Origin of the sequence: Thalassotalea sp. Y01 (assembly GCF_012932945.1) — a bacterium.
In the GTDB taxonomy this organism is placed as follows: Bacteria; Pseudomonadota; Gammaproteobacteria; order Enterobacterales; family Alteromonadaceae; genus Thalassotalea_A.
Genome location: NZ_JABBXG010000003.1, coordinates 225,007 through 246,508 on the forward strand (window position 1 = coordinate 225,007; position 21,502 = coordinate 246,508).

Annotated in this window: 15 protein-coding genes; 13 read left to right on the forward strand and 2 right to left on the reverse strand. The window is 36.9% G+C overall.

What is annotated here, in order from left to right:
- Nucleotide 1 precedes the first annotated feature (1 nt).
- Genes HII16_RS05875 through HII16_RS05885 form a run of 3 tightly spaced genes read left to right on the forward strand, consistent with a single transcriptional unit; the run spans nt 2 to nt 3,056 of the window.
- A complete protein-coding gene (locus HII16_RS05875; RefSeq protein WP_169128319.1) occupies nt 2-439 on the forward strand; it encodes a hypothetical protein in 438 nt (145 codons plus the stop codon).
- Entirely contained in the window at nt 439-891 is a 453-nt protein-coding gene (locus HII16_RS05880) for a VPA1267 family protein (RefSeq protein ID WP_348981393.1), read from the forward strand. The genes HII16_RS05875 and HII16_RS05880 overlap by 1 nt, the downstream gene beginning before the upstream one ends.
- On the forward strand, nt 888-3,056 hold the full coding sequence (locus HII16_RS05885; protein ID WP_169128321.1) for an AAA family ATPase: 2,169 nt from the start codon (nt 888-890) through the stop codon (nt 3,054-3,056). Before HII16_RS05880 ends, HII16_RS05885 begins: the two co-directional genes overlap by 4 nt.
- A gap of 27 nt (nt 3,057-3,083) precedes the next feature.
- Here the strand turns inward: HII16_RS05885 and HII16_RS05890 are convergent, their stop codons facing one another.
- Nucleotides 3,084-3,788 (reverse strand): hypothetical protein, encoded by a 705-nt coding sequence (locus HII16_RS05890; RefSeq protein WP_169128323.1) that lies wholly within the window; start codon nt 3,786-3,788, stop codon nt 3,084-3,086.
- 13 nt (nt 3,789-3,801) lie between these two features.
- Nucleotides 3,802-4,056: an antitoxin Xre/MbcA/ParS toxin-binding domain-containing protein gene (locus tag HII16_RS16755; protein ID WP_211183418.1), complete on the reverse strand. Its 255-nt coding sequence runs from the start codon at nt 4,054-4,056 to the stop codon at nt 3,802-3,804.
- Between the two features lie 129 nt (nt 4,057-4,185).
- Between HII16_RS16755 and HII16_RS05900 the strand changes: the two genes are divergently transcribed.
- The 10 genes from HII16_RS05900 (at nt 4,186) to HII16_RS05945 (ending at nt 21,148) form a co-directional block, all read left to right on the forward strand.
- Nucleotides 4,186-5,076: a WYL domain-containing protein gene (locus tag HII16_RS05900; protein ID WP_169128325.1), complete on the forward strand. Its 891-nt coding sequence runs from the start codon at nt 4,186-4,188 to the stop codon at nt 5,074-5,076.
- Complete coding sequence (locus HII16_RS05905) at nt 5,069-6,544, forward strand: class I SAM-dependent DNA methyltransferase (RefSeq protein WP_169128327.1); 1,476 nt, start codon at nt 5,069-5,071, stop codon at nt 6,542-6,544. The genes HII16_RS05900 and HII16_RS05905 overlap by 8 nt, the downstream gene beginning before the upstream one ends.
- A complete protein-coding gene (locus tag HII16_RS05910) occupies nt 6,544-8,415 on the forward strand; it encodes a DUF262 domain-containing protein (RefSeq protein ID WP_169128329.1) in 1,872 nt (623 codons plus the stop codon). The genes HII16_RS05905 and HII16_RS05910 overlap by 1 nt, the downstream gene beginning before the upstream one ends.
- On the forward strand, nt 8,412-9,878 hold the full coding sequence (locus HII16_RS05915; RefSeq protein WP_248289516.1) for a class I SAM-dependent DNA methyltransferase: 1,467 nt from the start codon (nt 8,412-8,414) through the stop codon (nt 9,876-9,878). The genes HII16_RS05910 and HII16_RS05915 overlap by 4 nt, the downstream gene beginning before the upstream one ends.
- A complete protein-coding gene (locus tag HII16_RS05920) occupies nt 9,878-11,029 on the forward strand; it encodes a restriction endonuclease subunit S (protein ID WP_169128331.1) in 1,152 nt (383 codons plus the stop codon). Before HII16_RS05915 ends, HII16_RS05920 begins: the two co-directional genes overlap by 1 nt.
- 2 nt (nt 11,030-11,031) lie before the next feature.
- Nucleotides 11,032-14,022: an HsdR family type I site-specific deoxyribonuclease gene (locus HII16_RS05925; RefSeq protein ID WP_169128333.1), complete on the forward strand. Its 2,991-nt coding sequence runs from the start codon at nt 11,032-11,034 to the stop codon at nt 14,020-14,022.
- A 14-nt stretch (nt 14,023-14,036) separates the two neighbouring features.
- On the forward strand, nt 14,037-15,974 hold the full coding sequence (locus tag HII16_RS05930; protein ID WP_169128335.1) for an ATP-binding protein: 1,938 nt from the start codon (nt 14,037-14,039) through the stop codon (nt 15,972-15,974).
- Nucleotides 15,975-16,004: 30 nt separating this feature from the next.
- On the forward strand, nt 16,005-19,820 hold the full coding sequence (locus HII16_RS05935) for an RNA-directed DNA polymerase (RefSeq protein WP_169128337.1): 3,816 nt from the start codon (nt 16,005-16,007) through the stop codon (nt 19,818-19,820).
- 152 nt (nt 19,821-19,972) lie between these two features.
- Complete coding sequence (locus HII16_RS05940; RefSeq protein WP_169128339.1) at nt 19,973-20,335, forward strand: hypothetical protein; 363 nt, start codon at nt 19,973-19,975, stop codon at nt 20,333-20,335.
- Nucleotides 20,336-20,494: 159 nt separating this feature from the next.
- Nucleotides 20,495-21,148: a hypothetical protein gene (locus HII16_RS05945; protein WP_169128341.1), complete on the forward strand. Its 654-nt coding sequence runs from the start codon at nt 20,495-20,497 to the stop codon at nt 21,146-21,148.
- Nucleotides 21,149-21,502 lie beyond the last annotated feature (354 nt).

A 21,502-nucleotide genomic window follows, 5' to 3' on the forward strand; every position in this document is an offset into this window, starting at 1 on the left:
TATGCCTAAAATCGTAATAACAGCGGAGAATATAATTGATATCGTCCACCTAATTGATACATGGAAAGGCAAACTTACTTGGCCCTTATTGTGTAAGGAGGTTATAAAAATGCTTGAGCTTGATAGTGTTACGCGACAAGCATTATCTAGTTATGAAATTATCCAAAAAGCATTTACTGCACGTCAAAGAGCCTTGCGAGAAGAGGTTCAAGATGATTCTAAACAAAGTAGTGATGTTGAGTATTTACATAACCAAATTTCAAGTCTAGAAGCTGAGTTGAATAGAGCTGAGATGAAAATAGAAGCTTATGAACAGCGATTTATCCTTTGGCAACATAATGCATATATAAATGGAATTCGTATGGATACACTCGATGATGCGAGAAATATGTTAGAGCAGCCATTAATTGAAATTAAGCGTAAATCTGGAGGTGCGTAGTGGCTACTGCAAAAGGAATAAATGGGCAGCAAGCGGCGCAACAAAATCTAGATAAATTTAGGGTATGGGTAGCCACGCAAAGTGATGACGATTTTAAACAAATAGCACGTGATGGTAAATTAAATCGAAGTGAATTATCAAAGGCAACGGGGTGTGGTAAGTCGGCTCTAACTCAAAACCCTAACTTGAAAAGAGAACTTAAAGCATTAGAGGATGATCTAAGAAAAAGAAACATACTTCCTCAACTGACAGATAGTGGTAAAGAAACAGATATTAAATCAAAAGAATATGACAGCTCTGACAATCTAAGTAGATTAAATTCCAAGCGCCTTGCTTTACTAGAGGCTGAAAACATTGAATTAAAATCAGTAATAAAAGGCTTAAAAAATCAACTTGAAAGGTATGGTGAGCTCACTGAAACAATCTCTGAAATGGGGTTTATACCTAGATGAACCCTGTAGAGTATGAAGATTTTTTTAGAGTAACTAGCATCCCACTTTCATCGAAAAATATCGTTATTTTTAGTGGTGTTCCTCTTAATAAAGGCTCATATAAAAAAAATAGTGGTAAATATTACGTTACGATCAAAGTAAACCCCGATTATATCCCTATACAACCGGAAATAGGCCAGCATTGGTATGTTAAAGGCAATAAGCTGGTTGAAGACATGGATATCGGCGACTACATAATGCAACAGCATACCTATAAGTCACCAGTTCAAACTAAATGCACTTTGCCAAATAATGGAGAGCAACTAATTCGATTTATAGCTAGTAATGCTGACTTTAAAGGTATCGGAGAATCTAAAGCTAGAGCGGTATGGAACTTATTGGGCAAAAACATTCATTCAGAATTGAAAGATGATACAGCTCATGTAAGAAAAAAGCTTAAAAGTATTCTGAGTGATGAGTCTATTGATACCCTGTTTAAGGGCTATTCAAAATATAAAAATTTAGCATTTTGTAACTGGATGTCAGAGCATAGTATACCTACAAGTGTTCAACAGCGTTTAATAAAGCATCATGGTGAAAAATCTATCGAATCCATAAAGGCTAACCCGTTTGCATTGGTTGGATTTGGTATGTCATTTAGTGATATTGACCAAATAGCCACAAATCCAGCGTTGAGCTTTCAAGTTGAGCTAAGTGATCACAGACGTTTAAGTGCAGCCATAGAAATGGCTATTCGAAAAGAAATTGAAAAAGGTCACACATATACTTCGCAGGATAATTTACGGCCTAGATTAGCCAAGTTTTTGAAAAGTAATGAGCTTGTTAATGCAGCTTTTAAAGCGGGTTATGACCGAGCGCAGTATATTCTCAATCCAGATACGGGAAGTTATCATCCAACAGCCCAGCTGTTAATGGAAAATGTTGTAGCTAAGCGGCTAAAGTCACTAGCAATACAAACATCTTTTTATGATAAGCAAGTAGAGCTAGCTTATCTTAATGCGATTGCAGAATCACCTTATGAATTGACGGAAGGACAAGCCGAAGCTGTTATCCGTTGTCTATATAATGCAGTAAGCTGTATTACAGGTGGTGCCGGTACAGGTAAAACTACAGTGCTTAGAGCTGTACTAGGCGCTTATCATCAAATGGGTTTTGAAATACATGCTGTGGCACTTAGTGGAAGAGCTGCAATGCGTTTACATGAATCCGTGGGCTTTAAAACTTCTACAATTGCAGCTTTATTGAGACGAGAAAGTATTGCTCCAAATTTATCGCACAAAGATCATTTGTTGGTAATAGACGAAGCAAGCATGATAGATCTACCGACAATGTACCGTATAGTAAATCATATTCACCCATCGGTAAGGATTGTTTTTGGAGGCGACCCAGATCAGCTTCCACCTATAGGATGCGGAAAGTTATTAGCTGATATTGTTCTAGCTAAGAAAATTGCCAATACAAAACTTGAGATTGTGAAACGTCAAGAAGGTAGCTCAGGAATACCAGAGTATTCCTGCTTAGTTAATCAAGGAGAAGTACCTGCTCATCTTTCAACTGGTTCTATTTTTTTTCATGAAACAGACAAGAAAAATATTGCTCAGGCTTGTTGTGAATTATATCAGCGCTCACCAGAAAACAGCCGTATTATCGCTCCAACAAAACAGTTAGTCTCTGATATAAATAAACTTACTCAGCTTGCAACTAACCCCAAAGGCAGCTTACTTAAATTTGAAATGCACGGGGAAAGTTACCATCAAAATTTACGAGTAAATGATGCAATCCTTTTTACTCAAAACCATTATGAAAAAGGAATTCAAAATGGCTCTCTTGGTATTTTAAGTAGTGTTGAGCCAACGGCTAATAATTTTGGAAAAGTAACGCTTGATACAGGGGAAACGATAGAAATTGATCAATCGATACTAGATTGTATGGAGCTTGGTTATGCAATTACCCTTCATAAGGCTCAGGGCTCACAGTTTCCTCGTATCATTATTGCGTTTCAGAAAGGACGCATTGTTGACCGATCGTGGCTGTATACAGCAATCACTAGAGCTAAAATTGAAGTTCATATTGTAGGGAACTCTGATGACTTTGCTCAAGTAATACGAAATGAAAGCAACTCAAATAAGCGCAACAGCTACTTGCTAGATCTGTTAAAAATATAAGAAATAATTCTGATAGATTTTCTTTTGTTATCTAATTACCATGCTATCAATACACTTAAATACATCAGAAAAATCGTCGACTTTACCCGTAGCTATGATCGATAGCGGAGTTCTGCCATTAAAATATGAATTATTGTTTCTCATGTTCATAAAGCCATACAGGTTCTCTGGATTAGAAAAAATGTATTTAAGGCTCTGGTGAATATTAGTTAGATAACTGATACGCTGGAGTTGCTCAGTATTTAAAGATACTGCGCTTGAGTTCTTTTGATAGTGAGTAAAGTCAGCTTTAGCTATTCCTAAAATTGCTAATTTCTGGGAAGTAGTACAACCCCATTTTTCAAGAAGGCTAGTCCCTAAATCAAAAACTACACTATGGTTTATGCTTTGAGTCTGCTCATAATTTGATAATTTAACTCGTTCTAGTAAAAGCAAAACAAGCTCTCGTTGAAAATATTGATATTCATCTGGGATGTTTAAATTGGTTATTTTAGGCAAATAAACATCACCAGTGTACTTTTGAATTCGTTCAATATGTTGCTCCTCAAATACATATATTTGATCAGCCCATTGCAGCATTTCTTCAGTGCAAAGTGTTGAATTAGCTTTCTGTACATACTTGGCGCTGAGGCCTGCTGATTTGTATTGATGTTTTTTATTAGCAGCACGAAACAGCTCTTCAGCTGTTTTACTGCGCTGAATATTGGCGGTGCATAAAAAGAGAATATTCACTAGTGCTTGCCCCTCACGAAAAATCACCTGTCTTCATACGAACTAGCATATCCATCACTTCATCAGTATCTATGGATAATTGCTCAAACGGTGACTTACCTTGCAAGGGGCGTTTGGGTTTCATTAGCCATTCATGGCACACCCGATCATCAAATTTAAATTGCTTCATCAGCTCCTGATAGATATCAAAATGCTCGACTTTTAAATGCTCTAGTTCAGTTAAATTAGTATGTTTTTCTGTAGAAGGTTTGGCGTTTTGATTGGGCATAAATTTGAGCTTTTAAGTAGTGATGATCTGTATCAACACTAAAGCATAAAATCTATTTGCTGTCTAACTCATAATGAGACATACTATTTCAACTCGAATAGAAAATGTCAATAGAATCAGATTTATCGAATGGACGAATTTAGTTTTGCACAGAAGCAGCGCCTAGCTTATATCGACTTTAAGCTCTATTTTACTGGGATGGTAACTCGCAGTGAGATAGTGAGTCATTTCGAATTAGGCCTTGCTGCTGCAACCAGAGATTTAAAATTCTACAAAGAAAATGCGCCTGATAATATGGCGTATGACAATGTAGAGAAAAAATACTTCATCACAACGCAATTCAAGCCCATATTTAAGCATGATGCACGCCGCACGCTTATTAAGTTAGCGAATAACATCAGTGATGGCTTTGATTCTATTGGTGATACGTCATTCCCTATTGAATCACCAAGCCCGTTAAACGTGCCTGATATTGATATTATCGCTAAGCTCTCTCAAGCAATCATCAATCATAAGCCTATTAGCGTTATATATACGTCTTTAAGCAGTGGTTCAGGTGCAAGAGAGTTAGTGCCTCATTCAATAGTAGATAATGGCTTACGTTGGCATTTAAGAGCGTATGATCGCAAATCAAAATCATTCAGAGACTTTGTGTTAACTCGCATTACCAAAGTTACAATTCTGGCACAGACACCATCCCCTGAAGAAGATAAGTTGGAAGATCATCAATGGATGCGAATGGTGCCATTACAAATTATTCCGCATCCAAATAACGTAAAGCACCCAACAGCCATCAAGCTCGACTTTGGCATGGAGAAAGGCATGTTAGAAGTTAACGTGCGTGCCGCTATGGCAGGATATTTATTAAGACGTTGGAACGTGGACTGTTCTGAAAGTGGTTCACTTTCAGGCCCAGAATACCAACTCTATTTGCAAAACAATCAAACATTATACGGTGCTGAAAATCTCGCTATTGCACCAGGCTATCAACAGGAATCGAAGACACCAAATTATGGATAAAATAACGCTCTCTCAGTTAGAGCAATACCTATCAAAAGCAGCTTGGATCTTAAAAGGTCCTGTTGATGCTTCTGACTTTAAAGTTTACATATTCCCACTACTTTTCTTTAAGCGTATTTCCGATGTTTATGATGAGGAATATCGAGTAGCACTTGAAGAGTCAGATGGTGATGAAGAATACGCAGCATTACCAGAAATGCATCGCTTTGAAATACCTGACGGTTGTCATTGGCAAGATGTTCGTGAAACAACCACAAACGTAGGTGCAGCAATTGAAAACGCCTTACGTGGTATCGAACAAGCTAACCAAGAGTTCCTTTATGGTATTTTTGGTGATGCTCAGTGGAGCAACAAAAATAAGCTTTCTGATGCATTACTGATAAACCTTATCGAGCATTTTTCACAGTACACATTAGGTAATCAAAAAGTTGACCCTGATATGCTCGGTAATGCTTACGAATACCTAATTAAACACTTTGCGGATTTAACCAATAAAAAAGCCGGTGAATTCTATACGCCTCGCTCGGTGGTGCATTTACTAGGAATGATCTTAGACCCGCATGAAGGCGAAACTATTTACGATCCAGCATGTGGTACAGGTGGTATGTTGCTTGAGTGTGTTGATCACCTTAAAGACAACAAAGAAGATTACCGAACACTAAAATTATACGGACAAGAAAAGAACCTTACATCAAGCTCAATTGCCCGTATGAACATGTTCTTACATGGCATTGAAGACTTTGAAATTTTGCGAGACGATACCTTACGTCATCCAGCATTTTTTGAAGCAGATGGTCTTAAAACCTTTGATTGCGTAATAGCAAACCCACCATTTTCACTAAAAGACTGGGGCGCTGAAAACTGGGCCAATGATCCATATGGCAGAAACATAGCCGGAGTACCGCCAAAAGGTAATGGTGATATGGCTTGGGTGCAACACATGGTTAAATCCATGAACAGTACTGGCCGTATGACAGTTGTATTACCACATGGTGCATTATTCAGGAAAGCAGCCGAAGGTAAAATTCGTAAGCAGTTACTTGAACAAGACATGCTAGAAGCCGTTATCGGTTTAGGACCTAACGTGTTCTACGGCACCCAGTTAGCTGCTTGTGTCATGGTGTTTAAACAAAATAAATCAGCCGATAAAAAAGGCAAAGTATTGTTTATTGATGCTTCTGACCAAATTAGAGTAGGCCGAGCACAAAACTTCCTAGAGCCAAATCACGTTCAACAAATTTACGACTGGTATCACAATTATCAAGATGTAGAAAACTACGTAAAAGTCGCTTCAATGGATGAGTTAAAAGAAAACGACTTCAACTTAAACATTCCGCTATACGTTGAAAAAATCATTGAAGATAACCTGCCGTCAGTAGAAGAAGCAATGAGCGATTTAAAACAAGCATGGCAAGCAAGCCTTGAAGCTGAAGAAAAGTTCAAGAACGTTTTAAAAGGATTTTTATAATGAAGATGCCATCAAGTTCAGCTCAAGACAGACAAGTGTCTATCTGGTTTCAAAAAATTCAAAGTGGTGAAATAAAGCTACCTCGTTTTCAACGTCATCAAGCTTGGGATAAAAGCCGTGTATGTAGTCTTCTTGATACAGTAACTAAAAACTTACCATTAGGAGTAACCTTATTACTTGATGTAGATAAAGAGCAATTTGTATCTAGATACTTGGTTAGTGCGCCAGAAACACAAGGTCGAGTTACCGAACATTTATTAGATGGTCAACAACGTTTAACTGCATTGTGGCGTGCATTACATAATAATTACGATGCGCTTAATTACTTTCTATACCTCAACACTTATGACGAGAGAGTACCAGAGGAAGAAAAGTCAGACGAATCCGAAGTGTGGTATGAAAGCCGTTGGACAAATAAAAACGGTAAAACAATGCCACTCTGGGTTGATGTTCCAAGTGAATGCTTGAAACGTGGGTTATTACCAATGAATCTATTTCGACCAGGAGATATTGCTAGTGAAATAGACGTATGGGTAGATCAAGCTTTAACGGCTTTAAAACCTGCGTCATCAGAAGATAACTATGAATCTCTTTTGATGAACTGGATGACTAAAAAAACTCAGTTAAAAGATCAAATAAGAGACTTCAGAGAAACTATTACGCACTTTAATCTTCCATACCTTGCATTACCTTCTCAAACGACAAAAGAAACTGCCTTACAAGTATTCATTAATATGAATACCAACAGTAAACCTTTATCACAGTACGATATAATTCGAGCTGAAATAGAGGGTGTTAAAGGTGTTTCTTTAGATGATTACCAAACCGAGTTAGATCAAAAATATCCCGCTATTCATCATTATTTCGAATTACCATTTCTGATACTTGCTACGTCAGCTCTTATACAGGGAAAGCTACCTAATCAACGTGGCATGTGGGATATGAGCAAAGAAGACATGGTAGATAATTGGGATGAAATGTCATTAGGTTTGTCTAAAATGGCGACATTCATGGAAAGCCAAGCTATTTATGATCGAAGCCGTTTACCAACCAATGCAGTGTTAGCAGTTATTGCTGCTTTATATGTTGATATCCCGGAAAACTTAGATTCTAGAGGCAACTTCGAAATTCTCCTTAAAAAGTATTTATGGTCTAGTTTTTTTACCGACCGTTATGAAAACTCAGCAGCTTCACATGCATTTAACGATTTTATTGCGCTTAAAAATATAATTACAGCAACAACTAAAACTGATGGTTCTAATTATACTGAAGCTGATGTTCCTGTATTGAATAGAGATTTATATCCACTTTCTACAGATGATGAATTAAAGCGTGTTGGTTGGCCTAAGCGTGAAAATATACGAGGCCGTGGAATAATGGCCGTGTTCAGTAAGTTAGGCGCACATGATTTTGCTGACGGAGCTCCATTAACTAGGCAGCAACTTATCGATGGCCGAAGACACTACCACCATGTCTTTCCTGATGCCTTATTAAAAGAAGTAGAAACTGAAAGTTATTTTGCTTTGAACTGTGCAATGATCACAGACAAAACTAATTTAAATATTAGTAATAAAGATCCGCTTAGTTATTTAAAAGATCGTTATAACTGGACCAGTGAAGATATCGTTAATGCACGGCTTCAATCACATCTAATCCCATTAGATGAATTAAAGTGCGGCGATTACACAGGGTTAGTTGGCGAAGAAAGAGTAAGTAAAGTTAAAAGCGACTTTGCTCAGTTTATTGCTAAAAGAGCAGCATATGTAGCTAAAGCTGTCGAGATATTAGCAGATGGTCGAGATATTACAGCATCTGAAATTATTAGAGACGTTGAACAACAAGTCGCTGTAACAGAGGAGCCATCAGCATGATGACCCAACAAGAATTAGAAAAATACCTTTGGGGCGCAGCCACTGCGCTTCGAGGCACCATAGATGCCGGTGATTACAAACAGTACATTTTCCCACTCATGTTCTTTAAACGTATTTCTGACGTTTACGATGAAGAGTTTAACAACGCCTTAGCAGAAAGTGATGGTGATTTAGAATACGCCGCCTTTGCTGAAAACCATCACTTTCAAGTACCTGATGGTGCTCATTGGAAAGATGTACGTGAAACCACCACTAACATTGGTTTAGCGCTGCAAAACGCAATGCGTGCCATTGAAAAGGCTAATCCTGATACTCTCGAAGGTATTTTTGGTGATGCCAGTTGGACCAATAAAGACCGTCTTTCTGATGCCATGCTCACCAACTTAATTGAGCATTATTCACAGCACACCCTTGATTTAAAAAATGTACCAGACGATAAGCTAGGTAATGCTTACGAGTACTTAATTAAAGAGTTTGCTGACGATAGCGGCCATACCGCAGCAGAGTTTTACACCAACCGTACCGTGGTTAAATTAATGACCATGATAATGGACCCACAACCAGGCGAGTCGGTGTACGACCCTACCTGTGGCTCGGGTGGTTTATTACTTAACTGTGCGTTGCACCTTAAAGATGAGGGCAAAGAATACCGCACCCTTAAATTATACGGCCAAGAAATTAACCTATTAACCTCAGCCATTGCCCGTATGAACATGTTTATGCATGGCATTGAAGAGTTCGATATTGTGCGTGGTAATACCTTAAGTAATCCAGGCTTGCTTGAAAATGACGAGCTGAAAAAATTCAACGTAATTTTAGCTAACCCTCCATATTCAATTAAATCCTGGGATCGCAAAGCTTTTGAAAGCGACCCGCATGGCCGAAATGTATGGGGAACTCCACCGCAAGGTTGTGCGGATTATGCGTTTCAACAACACATCCAAAAAAGCCTAGATTTAGGTAATGGACGTTCCATTTCATTATGGCCACACGGTATTTTGTTCCGTGATTCAGAAGCTGAAATGCGCAAAAAAATGATTGAGCAAGACCAAGTAGAATGTGTCATTGGTCTTGGGCCAAACCTCTTTTATAACTCGCCAATGGAAGCGTGTTTACTTATTACCAAAACAAACAAAGAAGCTAATAAAAAAGATAAAATCTTGTTTATTAATGCGGTAAAAGAAGTAAGACAAGATAAAAACATTGGCTATCTAGATCAAATTCATATCGATAAAATATTTAATGCTTACAATAAGTTTGAAAGTGAAGAAAGTTTCGCTGTGTTAGTTGATAAGCAAGAGGTTTTAGATAAAAAAGGGAATATGGCTATTAACCTTTATATTCGCCCTGACTCTCTAGTAAGTGGAGAAGAAGCTTGTTTTGCAACAACGTATCAAGAATGGCAACAATCTTCAGAAAACTTAAAGCAATCAATGGAAAAGCTATTTAAGGAGCTAGTTTAATGTTAGACATGGAAGCTATTAAAAACTTTTCAATTGATAAATCAGACTGGAAGAAGGTTAAGTTTGGGGATGTGGTATTTGAACCTAAAGAGTCAGTTAAAGACCCTGTTTCTGAAGGCATCGAGCATGTAGTTGGTTTAGAGCATATTGACAGTGAAGATATGCATTTACGTCGTTCAGCAAGTATTGAAGAAAGCACAACGTTCACTAAAAAATTTAGTAAAGGTGATGTTTTGTTTGGCCGCCGCCGAGCTTATTTAAAAAAAGCAGCTAAAGCAGAGTTTGAAGGGATTTGTTCAGGTGATATAACGGTGATGAGGGCAAGAGATGAGTTACTAGTACCAGAGCTTCTTCCATTTATTGTTAATAATGATAATTTTTTCGATTTTGCTGTTAAGCATTCTGCGGGAGGACTGTCACCACGGGTTAAGTTTAAAGATCTTTGTAGCTATGAATTTAAGTTACCCTCAAAAAAATCACAAATAGACTTAGTAGCATTATTGAGTTCTAAGAACGATTCTATTGAAAAAACACGCATAGCTCTAACGAAGGCTATAATAGCAAAAAAATCGTTGACCAAGTTTTATATTGATCAATCTGAACATAGAAAAAAAATAAAAGAGCTAGGGAATGTAATTACAGGAAATACACCATCAACTAAAAATGATGAATATTGGGGAGGGAATGTAGATTTTGTAACTCCGGCTGATATTGATGAGACGCCATTTATATCTAATGTTGAAAGAAATTTGACTCAAGAAGGGGCTTTAAAGTCTCGAAAAATTCCCAAAGGTTCAATTCTTACTGTTTGTATAGGTTCGACAATTGGCAAAGTTGCAATCGCAACTGAAGATTGTTGTACGAACCAACAAATAAATTCACTAATTCCCTTTCCTGAATTTGATCCATTGTACATATTGTATTTATTAAAATTTTACAAATCCAAAATTTTGGCAAACACAGGTGTAACTGCGGTACCAATAATTAATAAAACGGAATTTGAATCAATAACATTACCTATTTTAAACTTTAGTTTGATAAAGAGGTTTGTATCAGAAGTTATTAAGCATGATCATGTAATCAGTGATTTCAAGGATGGCTTACAATCTGCTAAAGAGCTACAAAAACAATTAAATAGTAAGGTGTTTTAGGTATGGGATTTACCGAATTAAATAGTGTGGAACACTACATCATCCATCAAATGACTGGCGTTAATTTAAACGACTCTCATAGTCAGAATGAAGTTTCAGAACCAAAGCCAAAAACTTTTGGTGTTCAATGGCAATTTCAATCGGCTGAACAGATTGGGCAATTAGGCCGTGGTGTTAACGAGGTATTAGTTGAGTCTGAATTGGTTAAAGCATTAATTCGCCTTAATCCTGAGATTGAAGCTAACCCAAATTTGGCAGATGAAGTAATACATAAACTCCGTGCTATTTTAATTTCGGTAAACCAAATGGGCTTAGTTAAAGCCAATGAAGAATTTTTTGCTTGGATGACAGGTGAAAAAACCATGCCATTTGGTGAAAATAATCGCCATGTGCCTGTAAACTTAATCGACTTTGATGACTTAACCCGTAATGATTATGTTGTGACTAATCAATTCCGTATCCATCATCGTGAAACTAAAATACCTGATGTAGTATTAATGATTAACGGTATTCCTGTGGTTGTTGGTGAAGCTAAAACACCGATTCGCCCATCAGTTAGTTGGTTAGATGGTGCCCATGAAGTACATAGCATTTATGAAAATGCAGTACCGCAACTGTTTGTGCCTAATATCTTGTCGTTTGCCACTGAAGGAAAAGAGCTGTTCTATGGCGCAATACGTTGTCCGTTAGAATTCTGGGCTCCTTGGCGCACAGAAAATGATGATAACCAAATCTCCAAAGCACTTGGCTTAGCTGAAATTGGTAAAGAACTTACTGACTTATTAAGCCCGGCACGCTTGCTCGATATTATGCGTAACTTCTCATTATTTACCACCAATAAAAAGAAACAACGTATTAAGGTTATTCCTCGATTTCAACAATATGAAGGGGCGAATAAAATTGTTGAACGAGTCATTGAGGGTAAAATTAAGAAAGGCTTAATTTGGCACTTTCAAGGCTCTGGTAAATCGTTATTAATGGTATTTGCTGCACAAAAGCTTCGCCGAGCTGCCCAGCTTAAAAGCCCAACAGTAATTGTTTTGGTTGATAGAACCGATTTAGATACCCAAATTAGTGGCACCTTTAATGCCGCTGATGTCGCTAACGTGGAATCAACCGATAGTATTAAAGAATTACAACGAATGCTTGAGCGTGATACCCGTAAGATCATTATCTCAACCATCTTTAAGTTCCGTGATGCCAAACCTAATATGAATGATAGAGAAAACATCATTGTATTAGTCGATGAAGCGCATCGCACCCAAGAAGGTGATTTAGGCCGTCAAATGCGTGCCGCTTTACCTAATGCTTTTTTATTTGGTTTAACTGGTACGCCTGTAAACAAAGCGGATAAAAATACCTTTTGGGCATTTGGCGCAGAAGAAGATAAAGGCGGCTATATGTCGCGTTATACCTTCCATGACTCTATTCGAGATGAAGCCACATTACCACTGCATTTTGAGCCACGTTTAGTGGATGTACATGTTGATACTCAAGCCATTGACCAAGCCTTTGCTGAATTTAAAGAAAGCGCCGCATTAAGTGATGAAGAAGCCGATGAGCTAAATAAAAAGTCAGCCAAAATGTCAGCCTTCTTAAAATCACCTGAGCGTGTTGCCAAAATAGTTAAAGACATAGCCGAGCACTTTAAAGATAAAGTAGTGCCACAAGGCTTTAAAGGCATGATAGTCACCCCAGACAGACATGCCTGTGTGCAATACAAAGAAGAGCTAGATAACTACTTCCCAGAGGTAGCCAGTAAAGTGGTTATTTCAACCACGGCTAATGATGACTTTGAGTTTAAACAAAAGTGGGGCGTTGATAAAAGCCAACAAGAAAAGATTGTTGATGAGTTTAACGATGCTAAATCTGAGCTTAAGTTTATTATTGTTACCGCTAAGTTATTAACTGGCTTTGATGCGCCGATTTGTCAAACCATGTATTTAGACAAGTCATTAAAAGACCATACCTTGTTACAGGCAATATGTCGTACCAATCGTTTATACCCAAATAAAGACTTCGGCTGTATTGTTGATTACTTTGGTGTATTTGACGATGCCGCAAAAGCATTAGAGTTTGATGAAGAAAGCGTTCAACAAGTTATTACTAACTTAGGTGAGTTACGTTCGCGTTTACCACAAGCCATGGCTGATGCGTTAAATCACTTTGACGGTGTAGATAGAACTCTCGATGGTTTCGAAGGCTTAGAAGCGGCACAAAATGCCATTAGCACAGATGATAAAAAAGACGCCTTTGCCAAAGACTTTAAGTACTTATCAAAACTATGGGAATCATTATCACCAGATAATATTTTAGACCCATACAATCAAGACTATAAATGGCTAGCGCAAGTATTTGAGTCTGTAAAGCCTGCTTCAGATAACGTAGGTAAAATGCTGTGGTTAGCGCTTGGGGCTCAAACCACTCAGCTAATTCATGAAAACATTCATGTGGGTGAAGTACACACCCTAGATGAGTTTGTACTTGATGCTGATGTCATTGAAAACATCTTCAACAACCCCGATCCTAAAAAAATCAAGCAACTTGAAAAAGACTTAATACAACGTTTTAAAAAACACGGCGGCAATGCTGAGTTTAAAAAGCTCAGTAAACGCTTAGAAGAGCTACGTGACAAAGCCGAGAAAGGTTTAATCACCTCAATTGAGTTTGTTAAAGAGCTCTGTGCAATAGCTAAAGATACGGTATCTGCTGAAAAAGACTTACAGCAAGAAGTACAAGAAAAATCACCTAAAGCGGCACTAACAGACTTGTTTTTAGAGCTTAAAAACGATGAAACACCTGCGGTAGTAGAACGTATCGTTACTGATATTGATGCCATCGTTCGCATAGTTAACTTCCCTGGCTGGCAAAACACCACAGGCGGCGAACGTGAAGTACAAAAGTCACTTCGTAAGGCACTACTTAAATACAAATTACATAAAGACCAAGTGCTGTTTGATAGGGCGTATGGTTACATCAAGGAATATTACTAAAAGGACGTTGTTATATGAGTTATTCAGTAACATATGAAGATGATTTTTTACTTCGAGAAATCGGTTCTATATCTACCAAAGCTGATGTAGCTATTACGGAGTTAATTGCTAATGCACATGATGCAGGAGCATCAGAGGTAAAAATCATATTCCCTGAGGAAGTCGGTGGTGTAATCACTGTGGAAGATAACGGTATTGGAATGACTAACCAGCAGTTTGAGCAACGCTGGTTGAAGTTACGGTACGACAGACGCAAACACCAAGGTTCATTTGTGGAGATTCCTATTGATAATGAACTTTCAAAGAAAAGATTAGCTTTTGGTCGAAACGGTGTTGGACGCCACGCTGGTCTTTGCTTTAGTGATACTTATACTGTTGAAACATGGAAGGAATCTAAGAAAAATATATATGTTTTAGTTTTATCTTCAGGTGCTCAGCCAATTAAAGTTGACTCTCATAGTGAAGGAGAGGCGACAGGACATGGCACTAAAATAAGCGTTGTAGCAGAGCGGCATTTGATAAATTTAGATGAGCTAAAAGAAATAATATCAGCTCGCTTCTTGTTTAATCCTGAGTTCAAAGTTTACATAAATGGAAGTTTAATCACTTTATCTGAGCACCCGGGGCTTATAAAAGAAACAGAAATAAACCCTGTTGGTGATATTAAGCTAAAGCTTTCACTTGTAGATTCAACTTCAGTATCTAAAAGTGCTAGCCAACATGGCGTAGCTTTTTGGCTTGGAGGGCGACTTTTAGGCTCTCCAAGTTGGTCTATTCAAGGTCAACAAGTTTTAGATGGCCGTAAAACCTTTGCTAAGCGTTACACCCTAATCGCTCAGTCTGATGACCTTTTAGACTATGTTGAGGCCGATTGGTCTGGGTTTAAAAATGATTTTTCAGCGATAGAGTTAATAACCGAACAAATATCTTCTTTCGTGAAAGCTTGTTATTTTGAGCTATCTAAGACAGAGGTTGACTCAGCTAAACGACATGTATTTAGTAATCATAAATCTGATTTAAGAGAGCTTCCCAAACTAGCTCAAAAAGAGCTGTATGACTTTGTAGATTCAATTTTATCTGAAAATCCCGATATAAAAATAGAATTATTAGAGTTAGCTTTTAAAGCTGCAATCAATCTAGAAAAATCTAGAGCAGGTATATCTCTGTTTCATAAACTCACAGATATAAATGCTTCAGATGCAGAAGCATTAGATCAATTTCTTGATGACTGGAATGTAAGTGATGCCATGGTGATTCTTGCTGAAATTGATGCTCGAATTAAAGTGATCGAAGCCATCCAACGTTTGAGTGATGATCATACTGTAGATGAATTACATACGTTGCACCCCCTAATTGAAAGGGCTAGGTGGGTTTTTGGTCCTGAATTTGATACTCCTGAGTATGCGAGCAATAAAGGTTTAAGAAAAACAATGGAAATTGTTTTTAAAAAAAGCTTTAAAAAAGAACAATTTTTAAATTCAGCTAAAAGGCCAGATATTGTTGTCGGTGGAGACTCATCAGTTAGTTTAGTGGGTCTTGAGCAATTTGTAGGTGAATTGAAGAAAACCCAAAAGGTACTGCTTATTGAATTAAAAAAAGGTGGTTTTCAAATAGGTAGAGATGAAACTGACCAAGCGAAGCGTTATGTTGAAGATATTTGGCATGCAGGGGTTGATTCGTCACAACCATATATAAAAGCCTATGTTGTGGGTGATTCTATTTGCCCTAAAGCAAGTAAGTTTCAAAAAATTGGCTCTTCAGAATCACAACAGTTTGGAGAAGTGCATGCTATTACATTTAATGAAATGGTTCGTACTGCTGAAGCAAGATTATTTTTGCTAAAAGAAAATATTGAAAATAGGTATGAAAACATAGAAGACAATGAACTACTTAATGAGCTGTTAGGTGAGCCTTTACAGAGCAAGCTCGATTTAGCATCAGGTCAAAACTAAAGTAAATTGACGAATTAACTTGAGATATTTATGGGATTATTAGATAAAAAATACCGAGTCTTAAAGCCTACGGACTCGTATTTATGCGATAAAATTGTTTTAGCGCAGGCATGGAAGAAAGCGCAAAGTTATATTCGTTCTACAAACTGGTATGCAAATACTTTTGAGTTAGATCAATCAACCTTATCACTCTCCTCTAATTTGGAACGCTGGAAAAATGAACTAGAGTCGATAAGTTATAGTTTGACCCCTCTAAGGCTAGTACCAGCACCAAAATCTACCAAATGGGAGTTTGTTGAATCTATACTTTTTCCACCAGTTAATGAACCTACAAAAATATTAGGACAAGCAGAAGCTTTAGAAGGATTAAATCAAACTTGGCAACCTATAGGAACAAAAAAGGATGAAAGTGAGGAAATAGAGCGAACTGTCCCTCCCCTTAGACCTCTTGCACACGTGCCTATCAAAGAACAAACATTGTTCACAGCATTAATGATGTGTTTAGCGAATCATGTCGAAACAATGCAAGGCGATACTTCAACGACATTAGATGATGTTCATGAAAGAAAAATAGTTAATTATGGTAATCGATTATTTTGTCGTTTTATAAATGAACAAGCGGTTTTCCCATGGGGAAATAGCACCATATATAGTAAGTATTTTACTGATTACCAGAGGTTCTTAGAGCGCCCTTACCACTTTGCAAAGCAGGCTATCGAATCAAAAGTAGATAAAGAAAACGTTTTTGAAGTTCATTTAGATCTAAAAAGTTTTTATGACTTTATTGATCGTGAAAAGCTAACGGAGAGAATCACTAAACTTATCGAGGATTTCGATAAGGAAAAATCTCCAATATTAAGTTATTTACTTAGTTCTTTTGAAAGTTGGTCATGGGACTCAAATTCTTCAAAGTTATATGAAGATGTTTGCCAAAAAGATCAAGAGACCATTCCAATGGGTATTCCACAAGGATTAGTGTCTGGAGGTTTTTTTGCCAATGTTTATTTATTAGACTTTGATGAAAAGTTTGCAGACTTAATTGGTAGTACAATTGCCGATAAATACCGATTAGTTGATTACTGTCGCTACGTTGATGATATGCGTTTGGTAATAGTTTCTGAAGCCAATGAAAGCAAGTCAATTAAAGACGAATTAGAGTCTTTTATTGATAATGAGCTGAAAGCACTAGGTTTGAAGCTAAATAAAAAGAAAACTAAAGTTGAACCCTTTCAATTAAAAAGAACAGGTATATCCCAAAAGTTAAAAACCATTCAAGGGAAAGTCAGCGGTCCAATTTCTAATAGTGAAGTAGATGAACAGTTAGGTCACTTAGAAGGATTAATTAATTTAGCTGATTATATTCGTGCTGTGCCAACCAACTTATTAAGTACAAATCCACTTGCTCTTATTGAAGCTCCAAATCATGATGTAAGAGAAGACACATTGGTTAGGTTTGCTGCTAATAAAATTCATAATTTACTAAAGCAGAAACGAAGCTTTTATACTCAAGAGTTAAATGAAAAAAGTGAATTGGTTCCTGGTAGTTGGGATTTTTTACAAGAAAGAATGGCACGAAAGTTCATTGCTTGTTGGACTAAAGATCCATCTTTAGTTCTATTACTCAAAAAAGGTTTAGAGCTTTTTCCTGATGTAAAAATCATCAAAGCTTTGATTTCACAGTTTAATTTTGTAAGGAATAGAAAGGATTGCAGGCAGTCTTTTGTCATGGAGTATTGTTTAGGAGAAGTCTTTAGGCATAGTGCTACAGTTATCCATAGTAAATCAAAATGGTCTTTTCCTGCCCACTCAAATCACCATGATTTTTTCGAATATCTCCAATGCTTAGCCGTTGATATTCTCCAAGGGGTTGGAAATTATTCTGAAGGAGTAAAGGAGCAGGCTCGTTTCTTACTACTAGTTAGAAACGATAGTTTACTCTCATATGAAGATAAGGATGATCAGGACTTCAATATTGTATCTAAGATGATCAAAGGTCATAGAACTATAGCGAATGACATGAACCATGAAGAGTTTATTTCGAATGCCCTTATTGCGCATCAACTTTCAAAGAGTAATGAAAATGTTATTAGGTCGCTATCGAACTTCTTAGAAAAAATCGGTAAAAAAGGAGCTGTTAAAAAAGGAGTTAAACAACTAAATAAGCGAAATGTTACAGACTTAATGACTGAAATTGCTAGGGAGTCACCATCCTTATTTTCAGACTTAATCGAGTATAGTAATAAAAATGACTTTAGTTGGCATAAGGCTGATAACTCAATCTGCAAGCAAGCAGGCCTATACCAAAAAGAAGTTCTAGTTAGTGACAAAAACCCTGAAAGGCTATACCCGATAATGGGTGTGATTAAGCACAACTCTAACCCCTTTAAGCATGAAAACGCTGTTCTGTTACTAATCCATGAATGCCTAAAAGGTTTTGATTTTGAAAAGCCGATAGACTTAATTAACTCTCAGGTAAAATGTTCAAACTGGTCCTCAATTCAAAGCCTAGCATCAGAAATACGGCTAGAAGTGAATATTATCAGTGATGAATTTCCACTGTTTGAAGCTCCTGATTGGGTCTCAAAAGAGCATAAACCTTTATATCATATCGGTATGTTTATTCGTAATTGTCTAACTGGCTCATTAGATTGGTCACTGGGTAATTCATATAGCAATAAGCAAGGGCAATATAGTGGTATTAAGTCAGGGTATTTAAAACGCCAGTTCGGAATGATGCATTCTCCTGAAAGTATTAATGGTGAAGTCGCACCTATGAGCAGCTGGTTATCCGGTTTACTATTTAATTTACTTCAATGGCCAGGCTTAGAGGTATTTGACAAAGAGCGTATGTGGCCGACTAATTGGGACTTAACTTCCCTCAAAAAGCTGATTGAAGCTAGAATTGAGCAACAAAAAGGTATGTTCTGCCAACTATCAGGCATCCCTGGTTACGTAGAAAAAATAAGCCTTGGGTGGGACAAGAACAAACAAGATCTTGATGTTGTGATGGTGCAGTCGCTTTTGCCTCAGAAGTCCGATTTTGTTGAACACGGTTTACAGCTAGATACAGAGGAGTACCGTGTTAAGCATAGACGCCATGTAGCATCGGTCGCAGAGTTAATTTTGCACAAAAAATATAGCCATGAATCTCTAAATAATGATACATCAGGAAAGGTTGACTTAATTGTTTGGCCTGAACTAGCAGTAAATACTGAAGATATTGATATTTTGAAAAGGCTCTCTGATAAAACAGGGGCAATAATATTTACAGGATTAAATTTTACTAATATTCCTAACGTAGATGGGCCGAATAACGTAGCTAAATGGATAATTCCTAATAAACTAGCCAGTGGTAGATCGTTTATTGAAAGGCTTCAGGGGAAGTATCATATGATGAAGGATGAAGTCAAACATATAAAACCTTGGAGACCGTATCAGCTATTTATTGAATTACTTCACCCTGCATTTGAAAATGAAGATGGGTTCCGGTTAACAGGCTCTATTTGCTTTGATTCGACTGACATTGCAATGAGTGCTGATTTAAAGAACAAGTCTAACGCTTATTTAATTCCAGCATTAAACATGGATGTTAGTACCTTTGATTCAATGGTTGATGCCCTTTTTTATCATATGTACCAACATGTAGTTTTGGTTAATACAGGTGAATTTGGTGGTTCTGTCGCTAAAGCACCATATAAAGAGAGACATGAAAAACTAATTACTCATGTCCACGGAGCTCAGCAAGTTTCTATTTCAAGCTTTAAAATGAATATGTTTGATTTTAGAAAGGGAGGAGCTTCGTTTAAAAGTGGGAAGAAAGTTAAAACTAAACCTGCTGGAATATAAATAAGTATATTAAACTACTTTTATATATGTATATAAGGCTGAAATGGTAGCCTGTGACCACAAAAACAAAGCGAAAGCCCATTATAAAATTTGCTAATACTTCTTAAGTAACGAATATGCTGTGGATGCTTCGGTACTTATGGAGATTTTTAGTGCCTGAAGAAAAATCACAATATGAAAAAATACTTAAACGACAAGCTCGCCGTTTAGCTAATTTTACTGAATGCAAATTGAATCAGGCACAAAGAACCATTGCGATTGATTTTTATGGGTATAAGTCCTTAAAGGACTTAAAATTGAGCTTGGAAAACGGCACAGCTCAACGAGATACAATAAACCTATTAGAATTCTCTTCATCGCCAGAGTGTTTAATTAGCCTTCAGCGTCATTGGGAAGAAATTAATGCCGCTTTTAATGAAGTTGAGTACCTGACAAACTTTGATCGCTTAGAGGTCATAGCATGTATCTTAAATATGCCTAAAGATGAATTTGAAAGTGCCATTAATCAAAATTAAATTATCAAAAGCATTTTCTTAAAAAACGGTATAGAATCAAAGCAAGGCTGTCGGGCAGCCTGCGCCTACTTTAAAAAGCGGCAAAGTCGATGCACCCGAACAATTTATAATATTTAAAATGAGTAAGCGTTTAGTAGGCCTTATTTATTGAGGATTATTATGAATTGCCCTGTCTGTAATTTCACTAATGCGTCCAACATCATCAAAGAAAAGTTCAAATATGTCTTTGAAAGTGTGGACTCATATTTCTTACACGATTTTCAAGAAGCGGAAAGTGACCCAAGTTTAGATTCAAAACTATATAGTGTCGTATTTTGCCTGAATAAGTTTTACTTTTCTTATCGAAATGAGTCGATTAAAGACATATCTATTGATACTGGGATTTGTTGCTCTTGTGTTATCGATGCAATAGCTTCTTTGGAAGACTCGCCTGAGCAATGTAGACATAAGATCATGTCTTATCATAAGTTCGAAACTGTTCCTATTCACCATTTTCCTTTGCAGTGCTTAAATGTTAAAAGGAATTTAGATAATCTAAGAGCTAATGCATTATTAGAAACTTATGATTTTAACAATTGCAGTAACCTGGAAGAGCTAATATCGGATACTGATATTAGTATTGAGCACTTTCATTATTTGATGGAAAAATGTTTCAATATTGATATGGAGTTACTATATGAATTACCAAAAGATGATCTATTTTATGTGTTGATTAATAAAATGCAGGATTCTAATTTAGGAAGTGACTATAGGGAAAAACGAGCATTGTTTTATCACTATGATGTTTGTCAGTCAGCAGGGGCTACTTGGTAAAATTAGTACATAGATCTTCTATAAAAACTGTAAAAATAAAAGATGATTTTTGGCATTAATACTTATTTTTCATCCTTTAATTTACGGAAATTTATAAAGTGTAAAATTAAGGTGGCAATGAAAAAGCTATTTTTGATTAAAAAGTCAGGTAACTTAAAGGTTATGACTCACGCAGTCACTCACTCACTCGCTTTTTCATGGAAAAGTTACGTATACTTCCGTTCTAGCCCTTACTAAAGAGTATTATTTGTTAAGTTTTTGGTTTGTTTGCTTTGAAGTAACTATAACCATTTTAGGGATAGGCGTTAATTGAATTAAAAAAGCCCAGTCATTTGACTGGGCTTTTTATTAAAA